The following is an 18,626-nucleotide window of genomic DNA, read 5'->3' on the forward strand; positions in this document are numbered from 1 at the left end:
TGTTATGGGGGGTGTTCGGTTCAAAAAAGAATTATCTGCTAAAACAAACAGCCTGATTACATGAGTGGGACCGTCCTGATCAATATTGTTTTGGTAATTGCATTGGCGATTGGATCACAGTGGTTGGGATGGCGAATTCGTGTTCCGTCCATTCTTCTTCTGCTGATTGTGGGTTTTTTGGCAGGTCCAGTGACGCAGATCCTGCCTCCCGAGCAGTTGCAGGGTGAATGGGTGTTTGCCTTTGTGTCATTGGCCATCGGGATTATCCTGTTTGAGGGAGGACTGAACCTGAGATTATCGGAGCTTAGGGGGGTGGGGCAGGCAGTGTTTAATCTGGTAACCGTTGGCGTTGCGGTTACGGCAGTTCTCGCTACGATCGCTGCCCGCTATGTGCTTGAGATGCCATGGGAAATCGCAGTCGTGCTTGGAGCGATCCTCACCGTTACGGGCCCCACGGTCATATTGCCTCTCATTAGACATGTGCGCCCCAGCGGCCGGGTAAATGCCATTGCAAAATGGGAAGGAATCACTATTGACCCCGTGGGTGCGATTGTTGCAGTTCTGGTTCTTGAGGCCGTAATCGTGATGCACGAGCATGCTGCAAATGGCGGGAGAGATGGAATGCTAGCACCAATCTTCCCCTCCCTTGAAGCGCTCATGACGATAGCAGCCGTGAGTATCGGGGTGAGTCTTTTAGGCGGTGCACTCATGCTCTTTCTACTTCGTCGCCACCTTGTACCGGATTATTTGCAGAGCTCTTTTGCTCTGACGGTCGTTGTCGTGGTCTTTGCACTGTCCAACAGCCTGCATGAAGAATCCGGGCTGTTTTCTGTGACCATTATGGGGGTTTTTCTTGCGAATCAGTCGTATGTGAATGTCCGTAGCATCACCAAATTCAAAGAAGATCTACAGTCGCTTCTCATCGGTTGCCTATTCATTTTATTGAGTGCCCGTCTTGACTTTGATGCACTGACCTATTTTGATGCTCGCGCTTTCATTTTTCTGGGGATCCTGATTGTTGTCGTGCGTCCTGTAGCCGTAGTACTTTCCAGCCTCCGCACCAAGCTCAATTGGAAAGAGCAGGGGTTCATTGCGTGGCTTGCACCCCGTGGGATTGTGGCGGCAGCCGTAGCCTCTCTCTTCTCGGTTCGTCTTGAAGCGGTGTATGGTGCAGATGCTGCAGGGCCGCTGGTACCTATTGTCTATATGGTGATTATCGGTACCGTGACGGTATACGGATTGACGCTGCAGCCGGTGGCTCGCTTGCTTGGAATGGCAGACACGAATCCACAGGGGATCTTGTTTCTAGGGGCCAAGACATGGGTACAGCGCATTGCGAAAGCTGTCCAGGAACAGGGGATTGCGGTGCTTTTGATTGATGCCAATGAACGAAATATTGAGCAGGCCCAGGATCAGGGACTGCCCGCGGTCGTCGCCGACGCACTCGAGGAGCAGGTGCCTGACGAATTGGATTTAAGTGGTATCCGGCGGTTCATGGCACTTACGGCCAATGATGATACGAACTCTCTGGCTGCACTTCGCTTCAAGGAAGTCTTCGGCAGTGTAGAGGTTTATCAGCCCGCAGGTCCTCCCCTGCGCCCAGAAGCATCACTGGTTCGGGTTCCTTCTCACATGCGCGGGCGGTCTTTATTTGGAGGGGTTTATACCGCATATGACCTAGAGCGTCGCTTTGAGGCCGGAGGAGCAATCCGCACGTTTGGAATTACTGAGCCGGGATCCTATGAAGCGCTGGAGGAAAAATATGGGCGCGAGTTGCTCCTTCTTTTCGTTGTTCGAGGATCGAATCTTCTGATTCATTCAGAGGAAAAGGATCTGACTCCGCAAATGGGAGACACGGTGATCATGATGCTCCCTCCGTTCCATATTGATGGAGATATGGAAGACACTACAATCTTCGATGACCTGGTGGATCATGCGATTGTCACTGACCATATCCTTTCAGTGACCCCGGAACAATTGATATCAGGTGTTGCCAAATTACTGAGTCAGCGGGTACCTGAGTCTGCCGACCGATTAGCTGAAGGATTGGCGGAAGGGTTGAAGGAGGAAGCCTCTATTTTGACACCGGGAGTTGCACTGTTCCACATGCGGCTCAGTAAAATTTCTCGCAGCGAACTAGTCATCGTAAGGTGCGGGGTTCCGCTTGAATTGCCTCAGACGAACGATGCCATCGAAGCACTTGCTTTCTTTGTGACTCCCGAAGATGATCCGGCACAACACCTTCGCGTGCAGGCACATCTGGCCGGGCGCCTTGGCCGTCGCTCCCTTTTACCTGCCTGGCGTGAGGCCGCAGACGAGGAGGAGTTGCGGGCAATGCTGCGTGCCATCAAGTTTGAGCCCGTGTTCGGTTAGGCCGTTGGGCAACAACTGCTATACAATGGTATTTGATAAGTTTTTCGCAAGGATGTTCTGAGAATGGTTTTTCCTGATGCAACCACCGGGATCATTGCCATTCTAGGGCACCCGGTTCACTATTCATTATCGCCGGTCATTCACAACACGGCACTTCAGAAGCAAGGATTGAATTATGTCTATGTGGCCATAGATCTCGCACCAGACAGGGTGTCGCAGGCTGTTCGGGGTTTGAATGCCCTTGGTTTTGCCGGTGCGAATGTGACCATCCCCCACAAGCAGGCCGTTCTCCCTCATATGGATTCTCTTTCTGATACGGCCAGGGCTATTGGGGCAGTGAATACAATCGTCTGCAAAGAGAATCAGCTCTACGGGGACAATACAGATATTGAGGGATTTTTAGCTCCTCTTAAAGACCTAGAGATACACGGAGCCCCGATGACGCTTCTTGGTGCAGGTGGTGCTGCGCGGGCAGCCGCCTATGGCTTGCTGAGAGATTACAGTCCCAATCCATTAACATTGGTCGCACGCAGAGTTGGTCAGGCAGAAAACTTGGCCAATGATTTTTCTTCATTTGGCGCTCATCTGGAGGTATGTGATTTTGATTCAGCATCAAGGTATATTAGGGAAAGCCGTTTGATTGTAAATTGTACACCTATAGGCATGTACCCAAACGTACAGGAAACTCCTTGGGAACAGAAAGAAGATTTTGTCCCAGGGCAGATCGTCTATGATCTGGTCTATCGTCCATACCGCACTCGATTGCTCCAAGAGGCCGCCAACCGCGGATCAGTGACCATCGGGGGGCTTACGATGTTGATTGAGCAAGCTGCCGCTGCATACAGGCAGTGGACAGACCGGGAAATGCCAGTTGATGTTGTACATGACACCTTGGCAAAATTGTTTACCACTTAATGCGCCGGAAAATGTTTTTTCGTCATTCGCTAACACTGTTCATCCTCGTACTTTTTATTGCTTGTCCCGCGGTGGCCCAGGTCACGGGACTGGGAAGTACAACATTTAAAAATTCAGGTTCGATGCAGGCGCAGGAGGAGTTTTCGAGAGGCCTCTTGCTATTGCACAGCTTTGAGTATGTCGATGCCCGGGAGGCGTTCGCAGAGGCTCGCAAGATTGATCCTGATTTTGCAATGGCATACTGGGGAGAAGCCATGACTCATAATCATCCAATCTGGATGCAGCAGGATGCGGAGGATGGTCGTAGCGTGCTGTTGGAGCTTGCCCCGGATCTGGAGGGCCGACTGGAAAAGGCACCCACAGAACGTGAGAAGGAATACCTCCTTGCAGTTGAGGCTTTGTACTTCGGCGAAGGAGACAAAAAAGCACGGGATTTTGCCTATGAAAAGAAGATGAGCGTACTGGCGGCCAAATATCCAAAAGATCTGGAGGCGGCGGCATTTCACGCATTGTCAATTCTAGGGTTGGCGCACGATGGGCGGGATTTTAGGTTATATATGCGTGCCGCTGCGATTGCCGAAGAGGTTTTTGCCAAGAATCCGCTACATCCGGGAGCTGCACACTATCTGATTCATGCTTATGACGACCCGATTCATGCACCACTTGGGTTGCGTGCTGCGCGCGTGTATGCAGCCATTGCTCCTGAAGCAACGCATGCGCTGCACATGCCATCACATATTTTCACTGCCATGGGAATGTGGCCAGAGATGGCATCGGCGAATGAAGCTTCATTCGCTGCGAGCAATGCGCGTGTGCAACGCAAAGGGCTGAGTGTAAATCAGCGTTCCTTTCATGCGAGGCATTGGCTCGCCTATGCGTACTCACAGCAGGGTCGCTATGCAGAAGCAGAACAGTTGATGCAGGATATGATCAACGATCTGGTAGAGGGCGGAGATCTCAAGTCGACAAGAAGATATACAGTGATGATGATGGCATCTCACCTCGCGGAGACAAAGCAGTGGGATTCGAAGTTTGCCCGGGTAGAGTTTGATCTTGGAGGGATGTCCGCTGTGAGTAAGGCGAATATTCTATTTATCAGGGGAAAGACAGCTTTATCTGATGGTGATGAAGAAAGCGCTCGACAAGCGCTCAAGGCGATCATGGATCTGGACGACAAGGAAGATGTGAGCTTGTTATTGCAGCATCAGCTGAAGGCGGATTTATTGGTGTTGGAGGGGAATCTGGATGAGGCGATTAAGCTTCTCAAGACTGCAGCAAAAATTGAAGAAGACAGGCCGTTGGACTATGGTCCCCCAATGCCTGCGAAGCCAACGTATGAACTCCTCGGTGAATTCCATCTGAAGGCAAATAATGGTGCGGATGCCATGAAAGCGTTTAAAGCTTCTCTAGGAAGAGCTCCCAGACGGTCGCTGTCTCTTATTGGTTTATCTGCAGCAGCAAAGATGGAAGGAGATAAGGGGATATATCAGGAGGCAAAGTCCATGTTGGAGAAGAATTGGAAAAACGCCGATCCGACAGCTGCGAAGATGTTTTCGGTTTCCGACCATTAAAGCATCATCCCAAATCCACCTAAACGGTGCGTCTTGCTGCTCGGATGGGAAGAATTGTTAAGAACGGAAAAACGTTTTCCATTCAATTAATTGCGGCCGGGCAGATCGGAAACTAACTCCCAATCAGAAGAAAGGCAGCTCCCGCCAGCAAGCCCCCGATGATCGGCCCCACGACGGGAATCCATGCATAGCTCCAATCGCTCCCCTCTTTGTTTTTGATCGGGACCAGCGCGTGGACAATGCGTGGGCTGAGATCGCGTGCGGGATTGATCGCGTACCCTGTGGTTCCACCTAACGTCAGCCCAATAGCCAAAACGACAATTCCGACGGGGATGGCATCCAGTGCACCAAGGCCCACATCCGGCTCTACAAGGTAGAGTACAGCGAACACGAGTACGAACGTGGCGATGATCTCGCTCAAGAGGTTTGAGGCATAGTTTCGAATTGCTGGAGCCGTGCAGAAAACCGCCCGCTTTACGTCCGCATCCTCGGTGACATCAAAGTGATCCCGATAGTGTAGCCATACCAGAAATGCACCCAGGGCACCTCCCAAAAACTGTGCAGCAAGGTACAAGGGAACAGAATTCCACGAGAACTCGCCCGCAAGTGCAAGTCCAAGAGTTACTGCGGGGTTGATATGCGCACCGCTGTACTTGGCGACAATAAACACCGCGATGAAGACGGCGACTCCCCAGCCAAAATTGATCGCAAGCCAACCGGCGCCTTGGCCCTTGGTCTTTTTAAGTATCACGTTGGCAACGACGGCGTTTCCGAGAAGGAGCAGGATGGTCGTTCCAATCAGTTCTCCGATAAATGGACTCATGTTTCAGGATTTGGTTAAGATTTCCGGGCCCAATCTTTTGAGCGGTCAACTGCTTTTGCCCAGACCTCCATCTGTTCCAATGCGGTTGAGCGGGGCATTTGGGGTTCAAAGGTCTGATCAATCTGCCATAACTTACTAATCGTATCTGTATCCGGCCATTGCCCCACGGCGATTCCGGCTAGATAGGCTGCTCCCAAGGCTGTGGTCTCGCGTACGACAGGTCGAATCACGGGGACTCCGAGGATGTCTGCCTGAAACTGCATCAGCAGATCATTTGCAGTTGCCCCTCCATCCACACGCACCTCTTTCAGGTTTACACCTGCATCTGCTTCCATGGCCTTAATCACATCTGCGCTTTGGTATGCGATGCTTTCGAGTGCTGCACGGGCAATATGAGCGGCACTGCTTCCGCGCGTCAATCCTGTGATGGTCCCACGCGCGTAGGGATCCCAGTGTGGAGCCCCCAATCCTGTGAATGCGGGGACAATCGTGACTCCACCGTTATCGCTTACCTGTGAGGCGAGCGCCTCAATGTCCGAGGATGAGTGAATGATTCCGAGTTCATCTCTGAGCCACTGAACGACTGCACCACCGACGAAAACACTCCCTTCAAGAGCATACTGACTGTGATTCCCCAATTGCCATGCTACGGTGGTGAGGAGCCGATTTGTGGAGGGGACGGCATCTTCGCCCGTGTTCATAAGCAAAAAACAGCCGGTGCCATAGGTATTTTTTACCATACCAGGTTTTGTACACACCTGCCCGAAGAGTGCTGCCTGCTGGTCACCGGCGACTCCCGAAACAGGAATCGGAGCTCCCAAAAAATCTGTTTCTCCAAGGACGCCACTTGACGGGACGATAGAGGGCAGGATTTCGATTGGAATGTCCAGAAGTGTACAGAGTTCTTCATCCCAGTCGTGGTGGTGGATATTGCAGAGCAGGGTTCGGCTTGCATTCGAGACATCGGTACAGTATTGCTGGCCACCGGTCAGATTCCAGATCAGCCAGGTATCGATCGTACCGACACACAAACGCCCGGCTGCCGCCATGTCCCGGGCATTGGGCACATGATCCAGGAGCCATTTGATTTTCGTCCCGGAGAAATAGGCATCCAGTATCAGACCCGTACGCGCCTGGAATAAATCTGCATGCCCTGTCGAGCGTAATTGATCACATTCTTCGGCGGTGCGCCGATCTTGCCATACGATGGCATTGTGGATTGGCTGGCCAGTTGTCTTGTCCCACATCACCGTGGTTTCGCGCTGATTGGTGATGCCGATGGCTTTTATGTCCTCGGAGAGCAGGCCGCATTCTTGCAGGGCCTGCTTGGCTACCGACAGCTGCGATTGCCAGATTTCGTTTGGGTTATGCTCAACCCATCCGGGCTGTGGATAGATCTGGGGGAACTCCTGTTGGGCCATTCCGACGATTGATCCATCTTGGTCGAAAATGATTGCGCGCGAGCTTGTGGTTCCCTGATCCAGTGCGAGGATGTAAGACATGTATAAAGAAAGTGGATAATCCCCGAAATATACTACGGAATGCAACCCGGTACACAGCCGATCGTAGTCAACAGAGGCCATCCCGCTATTGAATGGATACTCTGACCGTTATCACAGCAATCGCACTGCTCTTAATTGCCATCGGCATTGGGCATAAGGAGAACGGCTCTTGGGCAATCCTGGCTGGTTTTGCCCTGGCAGCCGGTGCTGTGATTGCGAGGCTCTGGTCAGGGGGAGGAGTGCTGCAGGTCGGAATTGAACTGCTTCGTGATACCGGGATCAGTTTACTTCTGGCTGCAACGTATATGGGAGTTAGAAAACTGGCAGACAGCGCACGCCCCTTTGTCATTTTGGGAGTGGTTTCTCTAATTCTGTCGGGATTGCTTTTTGGTGCCAGATTCTTGTGGCAGTCAATTTGGGACCGGGATATGCAGTCTATTCTGGTAGAATTGGGGCCTGACGATTCGATCGGTGAGGTAGAAGGAATCCTGAATCGCTTTGCACGGACATGGGAGCGTGCATTTCCCACGGTTACACTCTCCGAGGATGTCGATTTGGCCCAGGTGTACCTTGTTCAGGTATCGCCACGCCACATCAGATCCGTGATGGATGCACTTCGGGCAGATTCTGAGAATGTTGACCATGTGGAACTCAATATTGATGTACATCTCTCACTTCCTTCGTCGGATCGAATGCCAGATCAATCCTCCAGGGCGGTTATAGAGGATGATCCGTATGTAGGCCTACAATGGGGATTGGACGCGGTTCAAGCACATGAAGCCCATGCAGTATTGGAAAATGCCAATCCCGTTCGCAAAGCCCGTGTGGCAATCTTGGATACGGGGGTGGAATCAATGCACGAGGATTTACAGGCCGTTTATGTTGAAGGGGTTAAGGACGATGCTCACGGCCACGGGACACACTGCGCGGGGCTTGCCGGTGCAGTGACCAATAACGGTCTTGGGGTTGCTTCGCTGAACTGGGAAGGGCGCTTTATAAATGTGCTGGGATTCCGGGCGCTCTCTGAAAATGGTCAGGGCTCAATAGAGCAGATTGCTCAGGCAATCATCGACGCGACCAAAGCCCAGACGGATATTATTTCGATGTCCTTAGGAAGCAAATCAGAGGCACAACCGCGAGTGCTGGTCAATGCTGTGGAATACGCATTGGATCGGGGAGTGATAATTGCTGCGTCAGCGGGGAATGCCAACGAAGATGCCATTGACCATTTCCCGTCGAATATTGAGGGTGTAATTGCAGTTGCTGCTGTGGATCAGGATCTTACCAGAGCCGAGTTTTCCAACATGGTCGGGAATCTCACGCGTCCGCTTGCAGCCCCAGGGGTCGATCTCTATTCCTCTTTTCTTGACGGGCAATACAAGTCGATGAGTGGGACCTCAATGGCAACTCCCGTCGTCGCAGGTTTGATGGGGGTAATGCGATCTATGAATCCCGAGCTTACACCAGAAGAGGCGTACACGATCCTACATGAAACCGGCACGGAAATCCCCGATACTCCCGTGGTCGGTCGTCTCATGAATGCCGAAGCCGCCCTGAAGAGTGCGATGGGGATCGGGTCATAGAGCTACTTCTACGACCATATCAATTTCTACGGCGATCCCGATTGGAAGAGAATTCATCCCGACTGCTGCCCGTGCGTGTCTTCCGATCTCAGGGCCGAAGACCTCTACTAGGAGATCGGAACATCCGTTGATAACATTTGGGTGATCGGTAAATTCAGCGGTTGCGTTCACCATACCATTGACTTTCACAATCCGGGTAACGCGGCTCAAATCCCCAATCTCCTGTTTGAGGGAAGCCAGAAGTAAAATTGCCGTTTGCCGCGCTGCCACGTAGCCTTCCAAGAGCGTAAGATCTTGCCCAAGTTTTCCTGTGATGTAGGTGCCGTCTGGCAAATAGGGCCCATGCCCCGCCAGAAATACCAGGTTGCCGGTTTGCACGGCACGCACATAGTTGGCAAAAGGGGAGGGCGGTGGGGCAAGTTGAATGCCCAGTGAATCCAAGCGCTCTTCCGGGCTTAAGCCTTGCGCTTGGACGTTGCCGACGGTCCCAGCGAAGAGGAAAATGACAAAAATGGTGTAGAATCGGATGTGCATGGGATGAGATGTGGTGAGTGTTCGATGAGTTGGTAGTTTAAGGGTGTCGTTTGCTTCAAGCGCACTTGAGTCGTTAAGATAACTCCGTTGCAGCAATTCAGGAATCCTGGGACAACACGGCATCAAAATGTTCATCAGATATATTCCCACCACAGATTATCAGTGCCACTCGCTTTCCAGTGAGGCATTTTCTGTATTTCAGAAAACAGGCAACTGTAACCCCCGCAGCCCCTTCGATATTGATACCATGTTCTCGGTAGATCAATCTCATAGCACTGGCGATTTCTTCTTCGGTGGCACTCACCCAGTCGTCGACTAATTCCATGCATAGCGGCAGGGTCAAGGAATCCGCCTCAATGCCACCGGCTGTACCATCGGAAAGTGTTGGCTGCAGAGGTTGTTCGACGATGACTCCAGCCTCTACGGATTTCTGCATGACGTTGGATCGTTCCGCGGAGCAGCCCACAATCATGATCGTCGGGAGATGGGTTTTTAGCACAAGTGCAATGCCACTGATCAGCCCGCCACCACCGACAGAGGCAAAGAGATAGTCAAGTGACTCAATCTGCTTCAGGAGTTCCACAGCTACCGTTCCCTGACCTGCAATGATTTGCAAATCATTATAAGGGGAAATGAAAGCACCTCCTTCACGCTCTGCGATATGACGTGCTTTTTGTTCGGCCTCAATGCCGTCTTTCCCATGGAAGGCTAGGTTGATGTCATGGTCACGGAGCGAGTTCACTTTGTGTTTGGCGGTCGTGGAAGGCAGAAAGATGGTTCCCCCCAACTCAAGTTCACGCAAAACCATAGACATGGCAAGGCCATGATTGCCGGTAGACGCTCCGATGACCGGAGGCGGAGATACTCCGAGAGACAAGAGCTTATTCAGTGCCCCTCGATACTTGAATGATCCGGTATGCTGCTCATTCTCAAGCTTCAGATAAACATCTGCTCCGCTACTTCTCGCCAGTGCGTCCGATTGGAGGACAGGAGTTTGGATAACGCCACCCTTCAGCTCGACGGCGGCATCCATCACGTATCTGTAGGCTCGCCAATGGGGTGTTTGCTGAGTCATAGACTGAACGGGAACCCCTGCCGCATGATTTTGCAGGTATTCTTTCCTCACGAGTGCTGGGAATCGTTCAATCGCGTATCTGAGGGCTGTTCTGGGAAGGTGTACGGTGGGGTTATTCAAAAATTCGACGAGCACAGATTCATCCCGTTTTCCGACTTCACGGAGCATCCAGCCACTGGCTTTATGGATCAGGTCCTCTGGGTCACCCGAAAGCAAGTCTGCGAGAGCCAGTGTATCGTTGAGTTGGTCACGCTTGATGAAATAGTACGTGGACACTATCGCAATTCGACGCTCCCATAGATTTTTGCTGCGGGCAAACAAATACAATAAGGTTCGTGGGCGCTTGAACAGGTATGGTCCCAAGATCTTGTGGCAGCTGGTATCAACCAAGTCCCAGTTGTTAATGAAGGGGAGATGTTCCAGATATGCATGGTACACGGCATCTTCGTTGCCGTGCTGGAAGGAATGGACGAGAAGACACAGAGCTACAAACCGGTCCTCGTGGTACGGGGAGTGCAATAACAGAGTCATCTCCTCAAGCGGGACCTTCTTCCAGCATCGGGCGACTTTCCGAAGCTCAGGCACCGTAATGCCGCGAAAAATATCTCCCTCCCCGTACTCTCCGGGACCGGTTTTAAAGAAGCCTTGGCTATGTGCCGCCCGAACAGGATCTCCCCTTCCTTCCAACAGAGCCTGAACGTCTCTGGCGGTCATTTGATGGGAACACCTTGTCCCCGAACGCGTGTCCCGATGTTGCCCAATAACAATTGATTTTTATGCATGGCTAAAGAGCTCTTGGAGCGCGCCGAAGCGTACATTCCAGAAGGGTACGATCCCGCTCTCTACAAAATACGCCATTCGGCCGCACATATCATGGCGCAGGCCGTTGTGGAGCGCTTTCCGGATGCAAAGCCGACCATCGGACCACCGATAGAAGATCGTTTCTACTACGACTTCGAAATGGAGCATCCGCCACATGAGGAGGACCTGAACTGGATTGAAGAGCGGATGCGGGCAATCATCAAAGGGCGTCACCGTTTTGAGGTTCGCGAAGTAACGCTGGAGGAAGCCTATAAACTCTTTGAGGACAATCCCTACAAGGTAGAATTGATTGAGGAACTAGCAGCCGAGAATGGAGACACGCGGCTAACCATCTATCAGCACGACTCTTTTGTTGATCTTTGTCGGGGACCTCACATTCCGCATACAGGGTATCTCAAACCCAATGGTATTAAACTATTGTCCATTGCAGGAGCTTATTGGCGAGGGGATGCCAAGCGCACACAACTCACACGGATTTATGGGACGGCGTGGAAAAACCGGACGCAACTGGATGCGTATTTGGAGCGCTTGGAGCAGGCCCGTGCCCGGGATCATCGAGTATTGGGGAAAAAGTTGGAGCTGTTTATGTTCAGCGATAAGGTTGGGCCAGGGCTTCCACTTTGGCTTCCGGCAGGGGCCACACTTCGCAAAACGTTGGTAGATTTCCTGCGTGAAGAGCAGCTTCGGCGTGGTTATGAGCCGGTAATTACCCCGCACATCGGTCATCTTGATCTTTACCGGACCAGTGGCCACTATCCCTATTACAGCGAAAGTCAATTTCCGCCCATGAGTTCACATGGGATGGATGGTTATCTGCTCAAACCCATGAACTGCCCGCACCATATCGAGATCTATGCACACAAGCGACGCAGTTACCGGGAATTACCGGTGCGGCTGGCCGAATTCGGACAGGTCTACCGGTATGAGCAGACGGGAGAGCTTGGCGGTTTGACGCGTGTCCGCGGGTTCACGGTGGATGATGGACACATTTTTTGTCGGCATGACCAAGTGGAAGAGGAGATTCGGGATTCCATTGATCTTGCACTTCGGGTTCTGCGTGCACTGGATTTTAAAGATTTCAGTGTACAGCTGTCGCTACGTGATCCTGAGAACCATGAGAAGTACACCGGCTCGAAAGAGAATTGGGATGAAGCCGAGGATTCCATGCGCAAAGTTGTGCATGAGATGGGGCTTGATGTGCGGGAGGAGCTGGGGGAAGCGGCATTTTATGGACCGAAGGTTGACTTTATGGTCCGTGATGCGCTCAGTCGGCGGTGGCAGTTGGGTACAGTGCAGCTTGATTACAACCTGCCGGAACGTTTTGATCTTTGGTATACGGGAGCAGATGATCAACGCCATCGACCAGCGATGATTCACCGTGCCCCGTTTGGCTCACTGGAGCGGTTTATAGGAGTTTTGGTTGAACATTGTGCGGGTGTATTTCCATTGTGGCTGGCACCAGAACAGGTTCGTGTTCTGTCCATTTCTGATCGCACGGCGGACTATGCCGAAGAAGTGCAAACCAGACTTGAGGCGGAGGGGCTGCGAACCACGGTAGATACCCGAAGTGAGAAGATCGGGTACAAGGTTCGGGAGGCAGAACTGTTGAAAGTGCCCTACATGGTGGTGCTTGGTACTCGTGAAGCAGAAGAGAGCACGATCTCGGTGCGTGCACGCTCCGGCGAAGATCTGGGTGGAATGACACTCGAGGCTTTTCTTGATTTAATTCGAAAAGAGCGCTTCCCTGACATGGACAGCGATCTCTCCTGAGGTGTACTGCAGATGCGTATGCTGCGCTGAATCCGGTTCCCCAGAGTTGGATGGCAGTCTCTAAGTGTTTGATTGGGCACCAGTTGCAGGATAGGTAGCACACCTCTGAAGGGGTTGGGGATTATTACCTTTGTACCTGTCGGATCGGAAACAGAGACACTTGTTAGTCCACTGCATTTTTACACCTACTCCGCAGCCGAATCAATCCCCCCACTTCCTCAGCGCGCGGATTTTGGGCTTCAGGAATCTGGGCCTACCTATCTGTCGGCCTTATTCCACGCAGCCGGCCCCCTGAATAGCAATATTTCGCGTGGTGTCATTTCGCGGGGTTCATCCTGCGCCCTGTCCGGCCTTTTGGCGACAATATGGATCATGAACATCATTAATGCAAAGAACGAGATGTACTCTCCCCAGGCCTCTTCTTCAACGGGAATCAATAAAATCCGATGGGTCCCGATTCCCATCAATACCAACCCAAGAATAAAAAGGCAGATAAACGTGAATTGTACCAAGAACCATATTATGCTTCCGCGCTCGGCCTTCTTAAAGATTGGGAGATACAGGTAGAGGGCAAACGCTAAGGTTATCGTAACGGCTACGCCCCAGAACATGTCCGTTCCAGTGTATTGACCATCAAAAGTGCGCCAGTATTTCCAAAACAATAGCAGAGGAATAACCACAGAGCCTACAAACCTCTTGAAGTGCTTGTTCTGGAAAAACTTGATCATCTTTCTTTTTAGTGTCCTACAGACGTCTATCGTGACTCACCAGAATTTCAAGTATATAGTTTGATCCATCTTCCAGCGAAAATCCTACGAGCCCTGCAATAAGTTACAGTAATCCTAAAACTTGATCAAATCGTTGTGGGTACACCGGTACGTAATCCCCAAAAGTTTTATCGTGGGGCGAGCATGCGCAATCCAACCGGTGGTCAGGCTGATCCGGACCGGGAAGCCCAGGTCGGGGGGTCTTCCAGTCGCTGGTTCAGTGCATTGAAGCATTCCGTGATCCCTGCTTGAATCTGTTCGACGGCTTGCTTAAGGGGAAGGATCGCGAGATCTTTACTTCGCCGGCGACCAAACTCTGCTCCTCCCCGCTTGAGTGAGCGGGAGCTGACCGTGCATCGTAACGGGATGCCGCGAAGATCCGCGTCGGCAAACTTAACGCCAGGGCTCACAGCACGATCATCGTAGAGTATCTCAACCCCGGCAGCGAGCAATTCATGGTAGAGTGTTTCGGCTGCTTCATGGACCTCTCCTTCGCGTCCCAGTGAGACTAGAATTACGTGGTATGGAGCCACCGAAATCGGTAGATCCATCCCGTAATCATCACTGTATTCTTCCGCAACACAGGCCAGCGCACGCCCCACCCCGATTCCATAGGATCCCATCACGATTGGGAATCCTTCTCCATCTTCATCAGTGTAGGTTGCTCCCATGCTGGAACTGTAGCGGGTCCCCAACTGGAAGATATTCCCAACTTCGATGCCACGGACGACCTGCAACGGCTTTCCGTCAATGGGATCGGGAGCACCGTCATAGGCCAGCGCAATCGGGGCGATGACATCCGCGGTAAAATCCCGCCCGTAATTGGCACCCGTGTAATGCCAGTCACGCTCATTTGCCCCGGCAATCAGATTGGTTGATTCAGGAATCAGATCATCGACCACGAGGAGTGCTTTGGTGCGGTCAATATCACACATGGAGGCGTAGCCCGGCACACACCCTGCCGCGATAATTTCTTCTGCCTCAGCAGGGCGGAGCGCCTGTGCCTTGACCGCGTAGCGGAGTTGGAGCTCGTTGATTTCCATGTCCCCACGAACACAGGCGGCGATAAGACGAGGAGGATCTTCTGCACCGAAATTCCCCATGTAGAACACCATTTTCCCAGTCTGGCGCGTGGTAACCCCGCAGAAGTCAGCCACTTTGGCGATGGTGGATTGTCCGGGTGTATGCACACGGGTCAGAGGCTCGGGTGCACCGGCAGGCTCCGGAATTTTTTGAAAACTTGCTACATCCAGGTTGGATGCATACCCGGTCTCCTCGCAAATCGCCAGAGAATCTTCACCAACAGGAGAGATGTACATGAACTCATGTGCCACCTTGCCTCCCATCATCCCAGGATCACTTTGCACAGCGACCAGGTTAAGCCCTAGCCTTGCCCCAATGCGGTGGTAGGCGTCGTAGTGTGCTTCGTATTGAGATTGAAGACCCTCAAAGTCTTTGTCCAGCGTGTAGGAGTCTTTCATAACAAATTCACGTACACGTATGAGTCCTCCTCTGGCGCGCGGCTCGTCCCGAAATTTTGTCTGTATATGGTAGACCATCTGCGGTAATTGCCGGTAGGAGCGGATCTCTGATTTACAAAGGTTAGTCACAACCTCTTCATGGGTCATGGCCAGGACCAATTCCCGTCCTTTACGATCCTGAAACCGCCCCATCTCGTCTCCGATCTCATACCACCGCCCGGACTCCTGCCAAATTTCGGCTGGATGCACGACAGGCATGCACATCTCCTGCCCGCCGATTGCGTCCATCTCTTCACGGAGGATCTGTTCAATCTTGCGCAGAGATCGATGGGCTAGGGGGAGATAGGAGTACAGGCCAGCAGCCAGTTGACGCACATATCCGGCCCGTACAAGCATCTGACTGGATGCTGAATCTGATTCGGAAGGTGCCTCGCGCAGGGTTTGGCCAAAAAACTTCGACAGACGCATGATCAAATAATGATAATTTGATACAAAGTTAAGGCGTGCGATGTCTATGACACCTATTTATGCTCCTTGATGTAAATAATTCAATAAAAATCGAAGGATTGCCAATAATTGCCGGATTCACGGAACCAATTTGCGCATACTTATTTATATTCGATCCAAATAAGTATATTTGTGCAGATCTCCTAATCCAGTCATGGTTCCTTCTCCTCTGACATCTTTTTGTGACGGGTGCACGCTCAAGATCTGTTCTGTATATGGATGTGCACAGGACAGGTTGCGTGATGTTGGCATACGGGAGGGGGCTCACGTGGAGATGCTCAAAAATTCTGACGAACTCATCGTGCGTATTGAAAGTTGCCGAATCGGGCTCCGCCGCGATATGGCTGCAGACGTTCTGGCAGTTCCCGTGAGCCCATGACGCTTCAGGATTTACGCCCTGGCGAATCGGGCAGGATCCTGGGGTTTGAACCCGACGCAGTCATGGACCGCCTGATGGAGATGGGCATGCTCCCCGGTTCAGAAGTCCAAGTCGTGCGTCTGGCACCACTTGGTGATCCGATGGATCTTAAGGTTCGCGGATATCATCTTTCCATCCGAAAGGCCGAGGCAGCCCAGATACGCATATCCAAGTGCGAAGCATAAGTCATCGGGGTTGACGTGTCCTCTTCAACTTCCATCCGCGTTGCCCTAGTTGGTAACCCCAACGTCGGCAAAACCACGCTCTTTAATCGGCTCACCGGCCTGAATCAGCGGATCGCTAATTTTCCAGGAGTCACGGTTGAGCGGAAGTCAGGAAGCCTGACAGGATCACCACATGTTGAAGTGATTGATCTCCCTGGCACGTACAGTCTTACCCCAAGATCCCTGGACGAACGGATTACCTATGAGGTTTTGGTAGGGCGCAGGGACGAAGCACCAGATCTTGTGGTTTGCGTGGTGGATGCCGGTAACCTGGAACGCAACCTCTACGTTGTCAGCCAGGTGATCGACATAGAAATACCAGTGATCTTGGCCCTGAATATGGTGGACGCAGCGGAAGAAAACGGGTTGGTTGTAGATGTACCTGCGCTGGAAACGGAGCTTGGGGTCCCGGTCGTCCCACTCGTTGCCTCCCGGGGTAAGGGAGTTGATGAGCTAAAAAAGCAGATCCTGGATCCTCCCAAACCTGCACAGGGGTATCGATGGACGCTCATGGATGCGGTGGATGCAAAGATTCCAGCTCTGTCCAAGGAGCTGGTTGAGGAAGCTCCGCAAGTCCAGCTTGATCACGGCAGGATGGAAATTTTGCGTGCACTGGCGGAAGACGAAGCATTGGATACATGGCGCCAGATCGCGCCCGGGTTTGTGCGCCACATTGAAGAGCTGCGGAAAGAATTTGCCGAGCGGGGGATTGCATGGAGGCATGCGGAAGTAAGTGGGCGGTACGCATGGCTGGGGCCCATCGTCAATAAGACGGTACGCAGAGTGAAGGGGGCAGCGACGCTCAGTGATCGGATTGATGCAGTCCTAACCCATCAAATTTTTGGCCCCCTGTTCTTCCTAGTCATCCTAGTTGGTATTTTTCAGGCCGTTTTTTCGTGGGCGACGCCCGCCATGGATTTGATTGAAACTGGAATGTCAGCATTGGCGGCAGGGATCCAGTCCGTCCTTCCAGCTGGCTGGGCAACAGATCTCCTGACCGATGGTGTGGTTACCGGAGTAGGCAATGTGGTAGTGTTCCTCCCTCAGATATTGCTTCTCTTTTTCTTCTTGGGCCTCATGGAAGACACAGGGTATATGGCCCGCAGTGCGTTCATTATGGATCGAATCATGAAGCGTGTAGGGTTGAGTGGAGGCTCTGTCCTGCCACTACTCAGTTCATATGCCTGTGCGATTCCGGGAATCATGGCTGCCAGAACGCTTGATAATGAGCGGGATCGTCTGATCACGATCATGGTCGCACCCCTGATGAGCTGCTCCGCTCGCTTGCCAGTCTACACCCTCTTCATTGCTGCCTTCATCCCTGCGGGGACACTGGGGATATTTGGCTACCAGGGGCTGGCGATGTTCTCAATGTATATGATGGGGACGGTAATGGCGTTTGTGGCCGCAGCGATCCTGAAGCGGTTTGTCTTCACCAAGGGCTCCGAGAGCTACTTTGTGATGGAGCTGCCTCCTTATCGGCGGCCCCGAGCGCGCCAGATACTTTGGCGCATGATTCAGCGCTCCAAAGTATTTGCGGTGCGTGCAGGGAAAATTATTTTGGCCTGTAGCATCGTTCTGTGGTTCCTGGCAAGTTATCCGCGTGTTGATACAAACGCTGAGAGGACGCAGGTTGAGATGCAGGCAGCACAGCAGCGCGAGGCAAGGTATGCCGAAGCAGAGACGCTTTTGCCAACACCAGATATGGCTTTACCTGCTCTGGAGGGTTCGCTGGAGGGCGGAGATCCTACAATGGCACAGATACAGTCCATCATGCAACAGGCAGAGCTTGAGTATGCTGCAGCGCTGGATAGTGCCCGTATTGTTGAACAGTCGGCTCAAATCCGAGGGAGTGCTGTTGGATATCTGGGACGGATTCTTGAACCTGTGATGCAGCCCCTGGGGTTCGACTGGAAGATTAGTGCGGGTCTGGTGAGCGCTTTCGCCGCACGTGAAGTGATCATCTCTACACTCGGCATCATTTATAGTGTTGCGGATGCGGAAGAGGGAGTGGCGCTGCGGGATGCGCTGAAAGCCGACCGCTATCCAGATGGACGCCCTGTATTTACGCCATTGGTGGCGGTCAGCCTGCTTGTATTTTTTGTGTTCGCGCTCCAGTGCATGAGTACGCTGGCGATTGCACGCCGGGAGACCAATACCTGGCGATGGCCCCTGGTCATGTGGCTTTACATGACAGCACTTGCGTACATAGCTTCCCTCCTGGTGTACCAGGGAGGACAATTGCTTGGCCTGTCCTAGTG

Annotated in this window: 14 protein-coding genes; 8 read left to right on the forward strand and 6 right to left on the reverse strand. The window is 52.4% G+C overall.

Going from position 1 to position 18,626, the window contains the following annotated elements:
- Positions 1-60 precede the first annotated feature (60 nt).
- The 3 genes from F4Y64_05360 to F4Y64_05370 all read left to right on the forward strand — a co-directional run bounded on the left by F4Y64_05360 (position 61) and on the right by F4Y64_05370 (position 4,859).
- Positions 61-2,373 carry a sodium:proton exchanger gene (locus F4Y64_05360; GenBank protein ID MXX97026.1) on the forward strand — a complete coding sequence of 771 codons (2,313 nt, stop codon included), beginning with the start codon at positions 61-63 and terminating at the stop codon, positions 2,371-2,373.
- Between the two features lie 63 nt (positions 2,374-2,436).
- Positions 2,437-3,288, forward strand: coding sequence for a shikimate dehydrogenase (locus tag F4Y64_05365; protein MXX97027.1), 852 nt, complete (start codon positions 2,437-2,439; stop codon positions 3,286-3,288).
- Positions 3,288-4,859: a hypothetical protein gene (locus tag F4Y64_05370; GenBank protein ID MXX97028.1), complete on the forward strand. Its 1,572-nt coding sequence runs from the start codon at positions 3,288-3,290 to the stop codon at positions 4,857-4,859. Before F4Y64_05365 ends, F4Y64_05370 begins: the two co-directional genes overlap by 1 nt.
- Before the next feature lie 112 nt (positions 4,860-4,971).
- Here the strand turns inward: F4Y64_05370 and F4Y64_05375 are convergent, their stop codons facing one another.
- Both F4Y64_05375 and glpK read right to left on the reverse strand, forming a co-directional pair.
- The gene (locus F4Y64_05375; GenBank protein ID MXX97029.1) at positions 4,972-5,682 is read right to left on the reverse strand and encodes an aquaporin family protein; all 711 of its coding nucleotides are present in this window, start codon (positions 5,680-5,682) and stop codon (positions 4,972-4,974) included.
- 14 nt (positions 5,683-5,696) lie between these two features.
- Entirely contained in the window at positions 5,697-7,184 is a 1,488-nt protein-coding gene (glpK, locus tag F4Y64_05380) for a glycerol kinase GlpK (GenBank protein MXX97030.1), read from the reverse strand.
- A 92-nt stretch (positions 7,185-7,276) separates the two neighbouring features.
- On the opposite strand from glpK, the gene F4Y64_05385 reads away from it, so the two are divergent.
- Positions 7,277-8,767 (forward strand): S8 family serine peptidase, encoded by a 1,491-nt coding sequence (locus F4Y64_05385; GenBank protein MXX97031.1) that lies wholly within the window; start codon positions 7,277-7,279, stop codon positions 8,765-8,767.
- Here F4Y64_05385 and F4Y64_05390 read toward each other — a convergent pair.
- The gene (locus tag F4Y64_05390; protein ID MXX97032.1) at positions 8,762-9,301 is read right to left on the reverse strand and encodes a RidA family protein; all 540 of its coding nucleotides are present in this window, start codon (positions 9,299-9,301) and stop codon (positions 8,762-8,764) included. The two genes, F4Y64_05385 and F4Y64_05390, sit on opposite strands and share 6 nt — an antisense overlap.
- A gap of 97 nt (positions 9,302-9,398) precedes the next feature.
- A complete protein-coding gene (locus F4Y64_05395; GenBank protein ID MXX97033.1) occupies positions 9,399-11,090 on the reverse strand; it encodes a pyridoxal-phosphate dependent enzyme in 1,692 nt (563 codons plus the stop codon).
- Positions 11,091-11,156: 66 nt separating this feature from the next.
- Here F4Y64_05395 and F4Y64_05400 point away from each other — a divergent pair, with 66 nt between their 5' ends.
- Positions 11,157-12,968: a threonine--tRNA ligase gene (locus F4Y64_05400; GenBank protein ID MXX97034.1), complete on the forward strand. Its 1,812-nt coding sequence runs from the start codon at positions 11,157-11,159 to the stop codon at positions 12,966-12,968.
- Between the two features lie 257 nt (positions 12,969-13,225).
- Here the strand turns inward: F4Y64_05400 and F4Y64_05405 are convergent, their stop codons facing one another.
- Both F4Y64_05405 and F4Y64_05410 read right to left on the reverse strand, forming a co-directional pair.
- The gene (locus F4Y64_05405; protein ID MXX97035.1) at positions 13,226-13,648 is read right to left on the reverse strand and encodes a hypothetical protein; all 423 of its coding nucleotides are present in this window, start codon (positions 13,646-13,648) and stop codon (positions 13,226-13,228) included.
- A 251-nt stretch (positions 13,649-13,899) separates the two neighbouring features.
- A complete protein-coding gene (locus F4Y64_05410; protein ID MXX97036.1) occupies positions 13,900-15,684 on the reverse strand; it encodes a proline--tRNA ligase in 1,785 nt (594 codons plus the stop codon).
- 193 nt (positions 15,685-15,877) lie between these two features.
- On the opposite strand from F4Y64_05410, the gene F4Y64_05415 reads away from it, so the two are divergent.
- Genes F4Y64_05415 through feoB form a run of 3 tightly spaced genes read left to right on the forward strand, consistent with a single transcriptional unit; the run spans position 15,878 to position 18,624 of the window.
- On the forward strand, positions 15,878-16,102 hold the full coding sequence (locus tag F4Y64_05415; protein MXX97037.1) for a ferrous iron transport protein A: 225 nt from the start codon (positions 15,878-15,880) through the stop codon (positions 16,100-16,102).
- Entirely contained in the window at positions 16,099-16,326 is a 228-nt protein-coding gene (locus F4Y64_05420) for a ferrous iron transport protein A (protein MXX97038.1), read from the forward strand. The genes F4Y64_05415 and F4Y64_05420 overlap by 4 nt, the downstream gene beginning before the upstream one ends.
- 3 nt (positions 16,327-16,329) lie before the next feature.
- Entirely contained in the window at positions 16,330-18,624 is a 2,295-nt protein-coding gene (gene feoB, locus F4Y64_05425) for a ferrous iron transport protein B (GenBank protein MXX97039.1), read from the forward strand.
- The last annotated feature ends 2 nt before the right edge of the window (positions 18,625-18,626 follow it).

It is taken from the genome of Rhodothermaceae bacterium, from assembly GCA_009838195.1.
Lineage (GTDB): Bacteria > Bacteroidota > Rhodothermia > Rhodothermales > Bin80 > Bin80.

What these genes read in the sequence shown, in the direction of transcription:
- F4Y64_05375 (MXX97029.1), bottom strand. Translation starts at nt 5,682, where the DNA reads ATGAGTCCATTTATCGGAGAACTGATTGGAACGACCATCCTGCTCCTT.
- F4Y64_05410 (MXX97036.1), bottom strand. Translation starts at nt 15,684, where the DNA reads ATGCGTCTGTCGAAGTTTTTTGGCCAAACCCTGCGCGAGGCACCTTCC.
- F4Y64_05385 (MXX97031.1), top strand. Translation starts at nt 7,277, where the DNA reads ATGGATACTCTGACCGTTATCACAGCAATCGCACTGCTCTTAATTGCC.
- glpK (MXX97030.1), bottom strand. Translation starts at nt 7,184, where the DNA reads ATGTCTTACATCCTCGCACTGGATCAGGGAACCACAAGCTCGCGCGCA.
- F4Y64_05420 (MXX97038.1), top strand. Translation starts at nt 16,099, where the DNA reads ATGACGCTTCAGGATTTACGCCCTGGCGAATCGGGCAGGATCCTGGGG.
- F4Y64_05360 (MXX97026.1), top strand. Translation starts at nt 61, where the DNA reads ATGAGTGGGACCGTCCTGATCAATATTGTTTTGGTAATTGCATTGGCG.
- F4Y64_05415 (MXX97037.1), top strand. Translation starts at nt 15,878, where the DNA reads ATGGTTCCTTCTCCTCTGACATCTTTTTGTGACGGGTGCACGCTCAAG.
- F4Y64_05390 (MXX97032.1), bottom strand. Translation starts at nt 9,301, where the DNA reads ATGCACATCCGATTCTACACCATTTTTGTCATTTTCCTCTTCGCTGGG.
- F4Y64_05370 (MXX97028.1), top strand. Translation starts at nt 3,288, where the DNA reads ATGCGCCGGAAAATGTTTTTTCGTCATTCGCTAACACTGTTCATCCTC.
- F4Y64_05365 (MXX97027.1), top strand. Translation starts at nt 2,437, where the DNA reads ATGGTTTTTCCTGATGCAACCACCGGGATCATTGCCATTCTAGGGCAC.
- F4Y64_05400 (MXX97034.1), top strand. Translation starts at nt 11,157, where the DNA reads ATGGCTAAAGAGCTCTTGGAGCGCGCCGAAGCGTACATTCCAGAAGGG.
- F4Y64_05395 (MXX97033.1), bottom strand. Translation starts at nt 11,090, where the DNA reads ATGACCGCCAGAGACGTTCAGGCTCTGTTGGAAGGAAGGGGAGATCCT.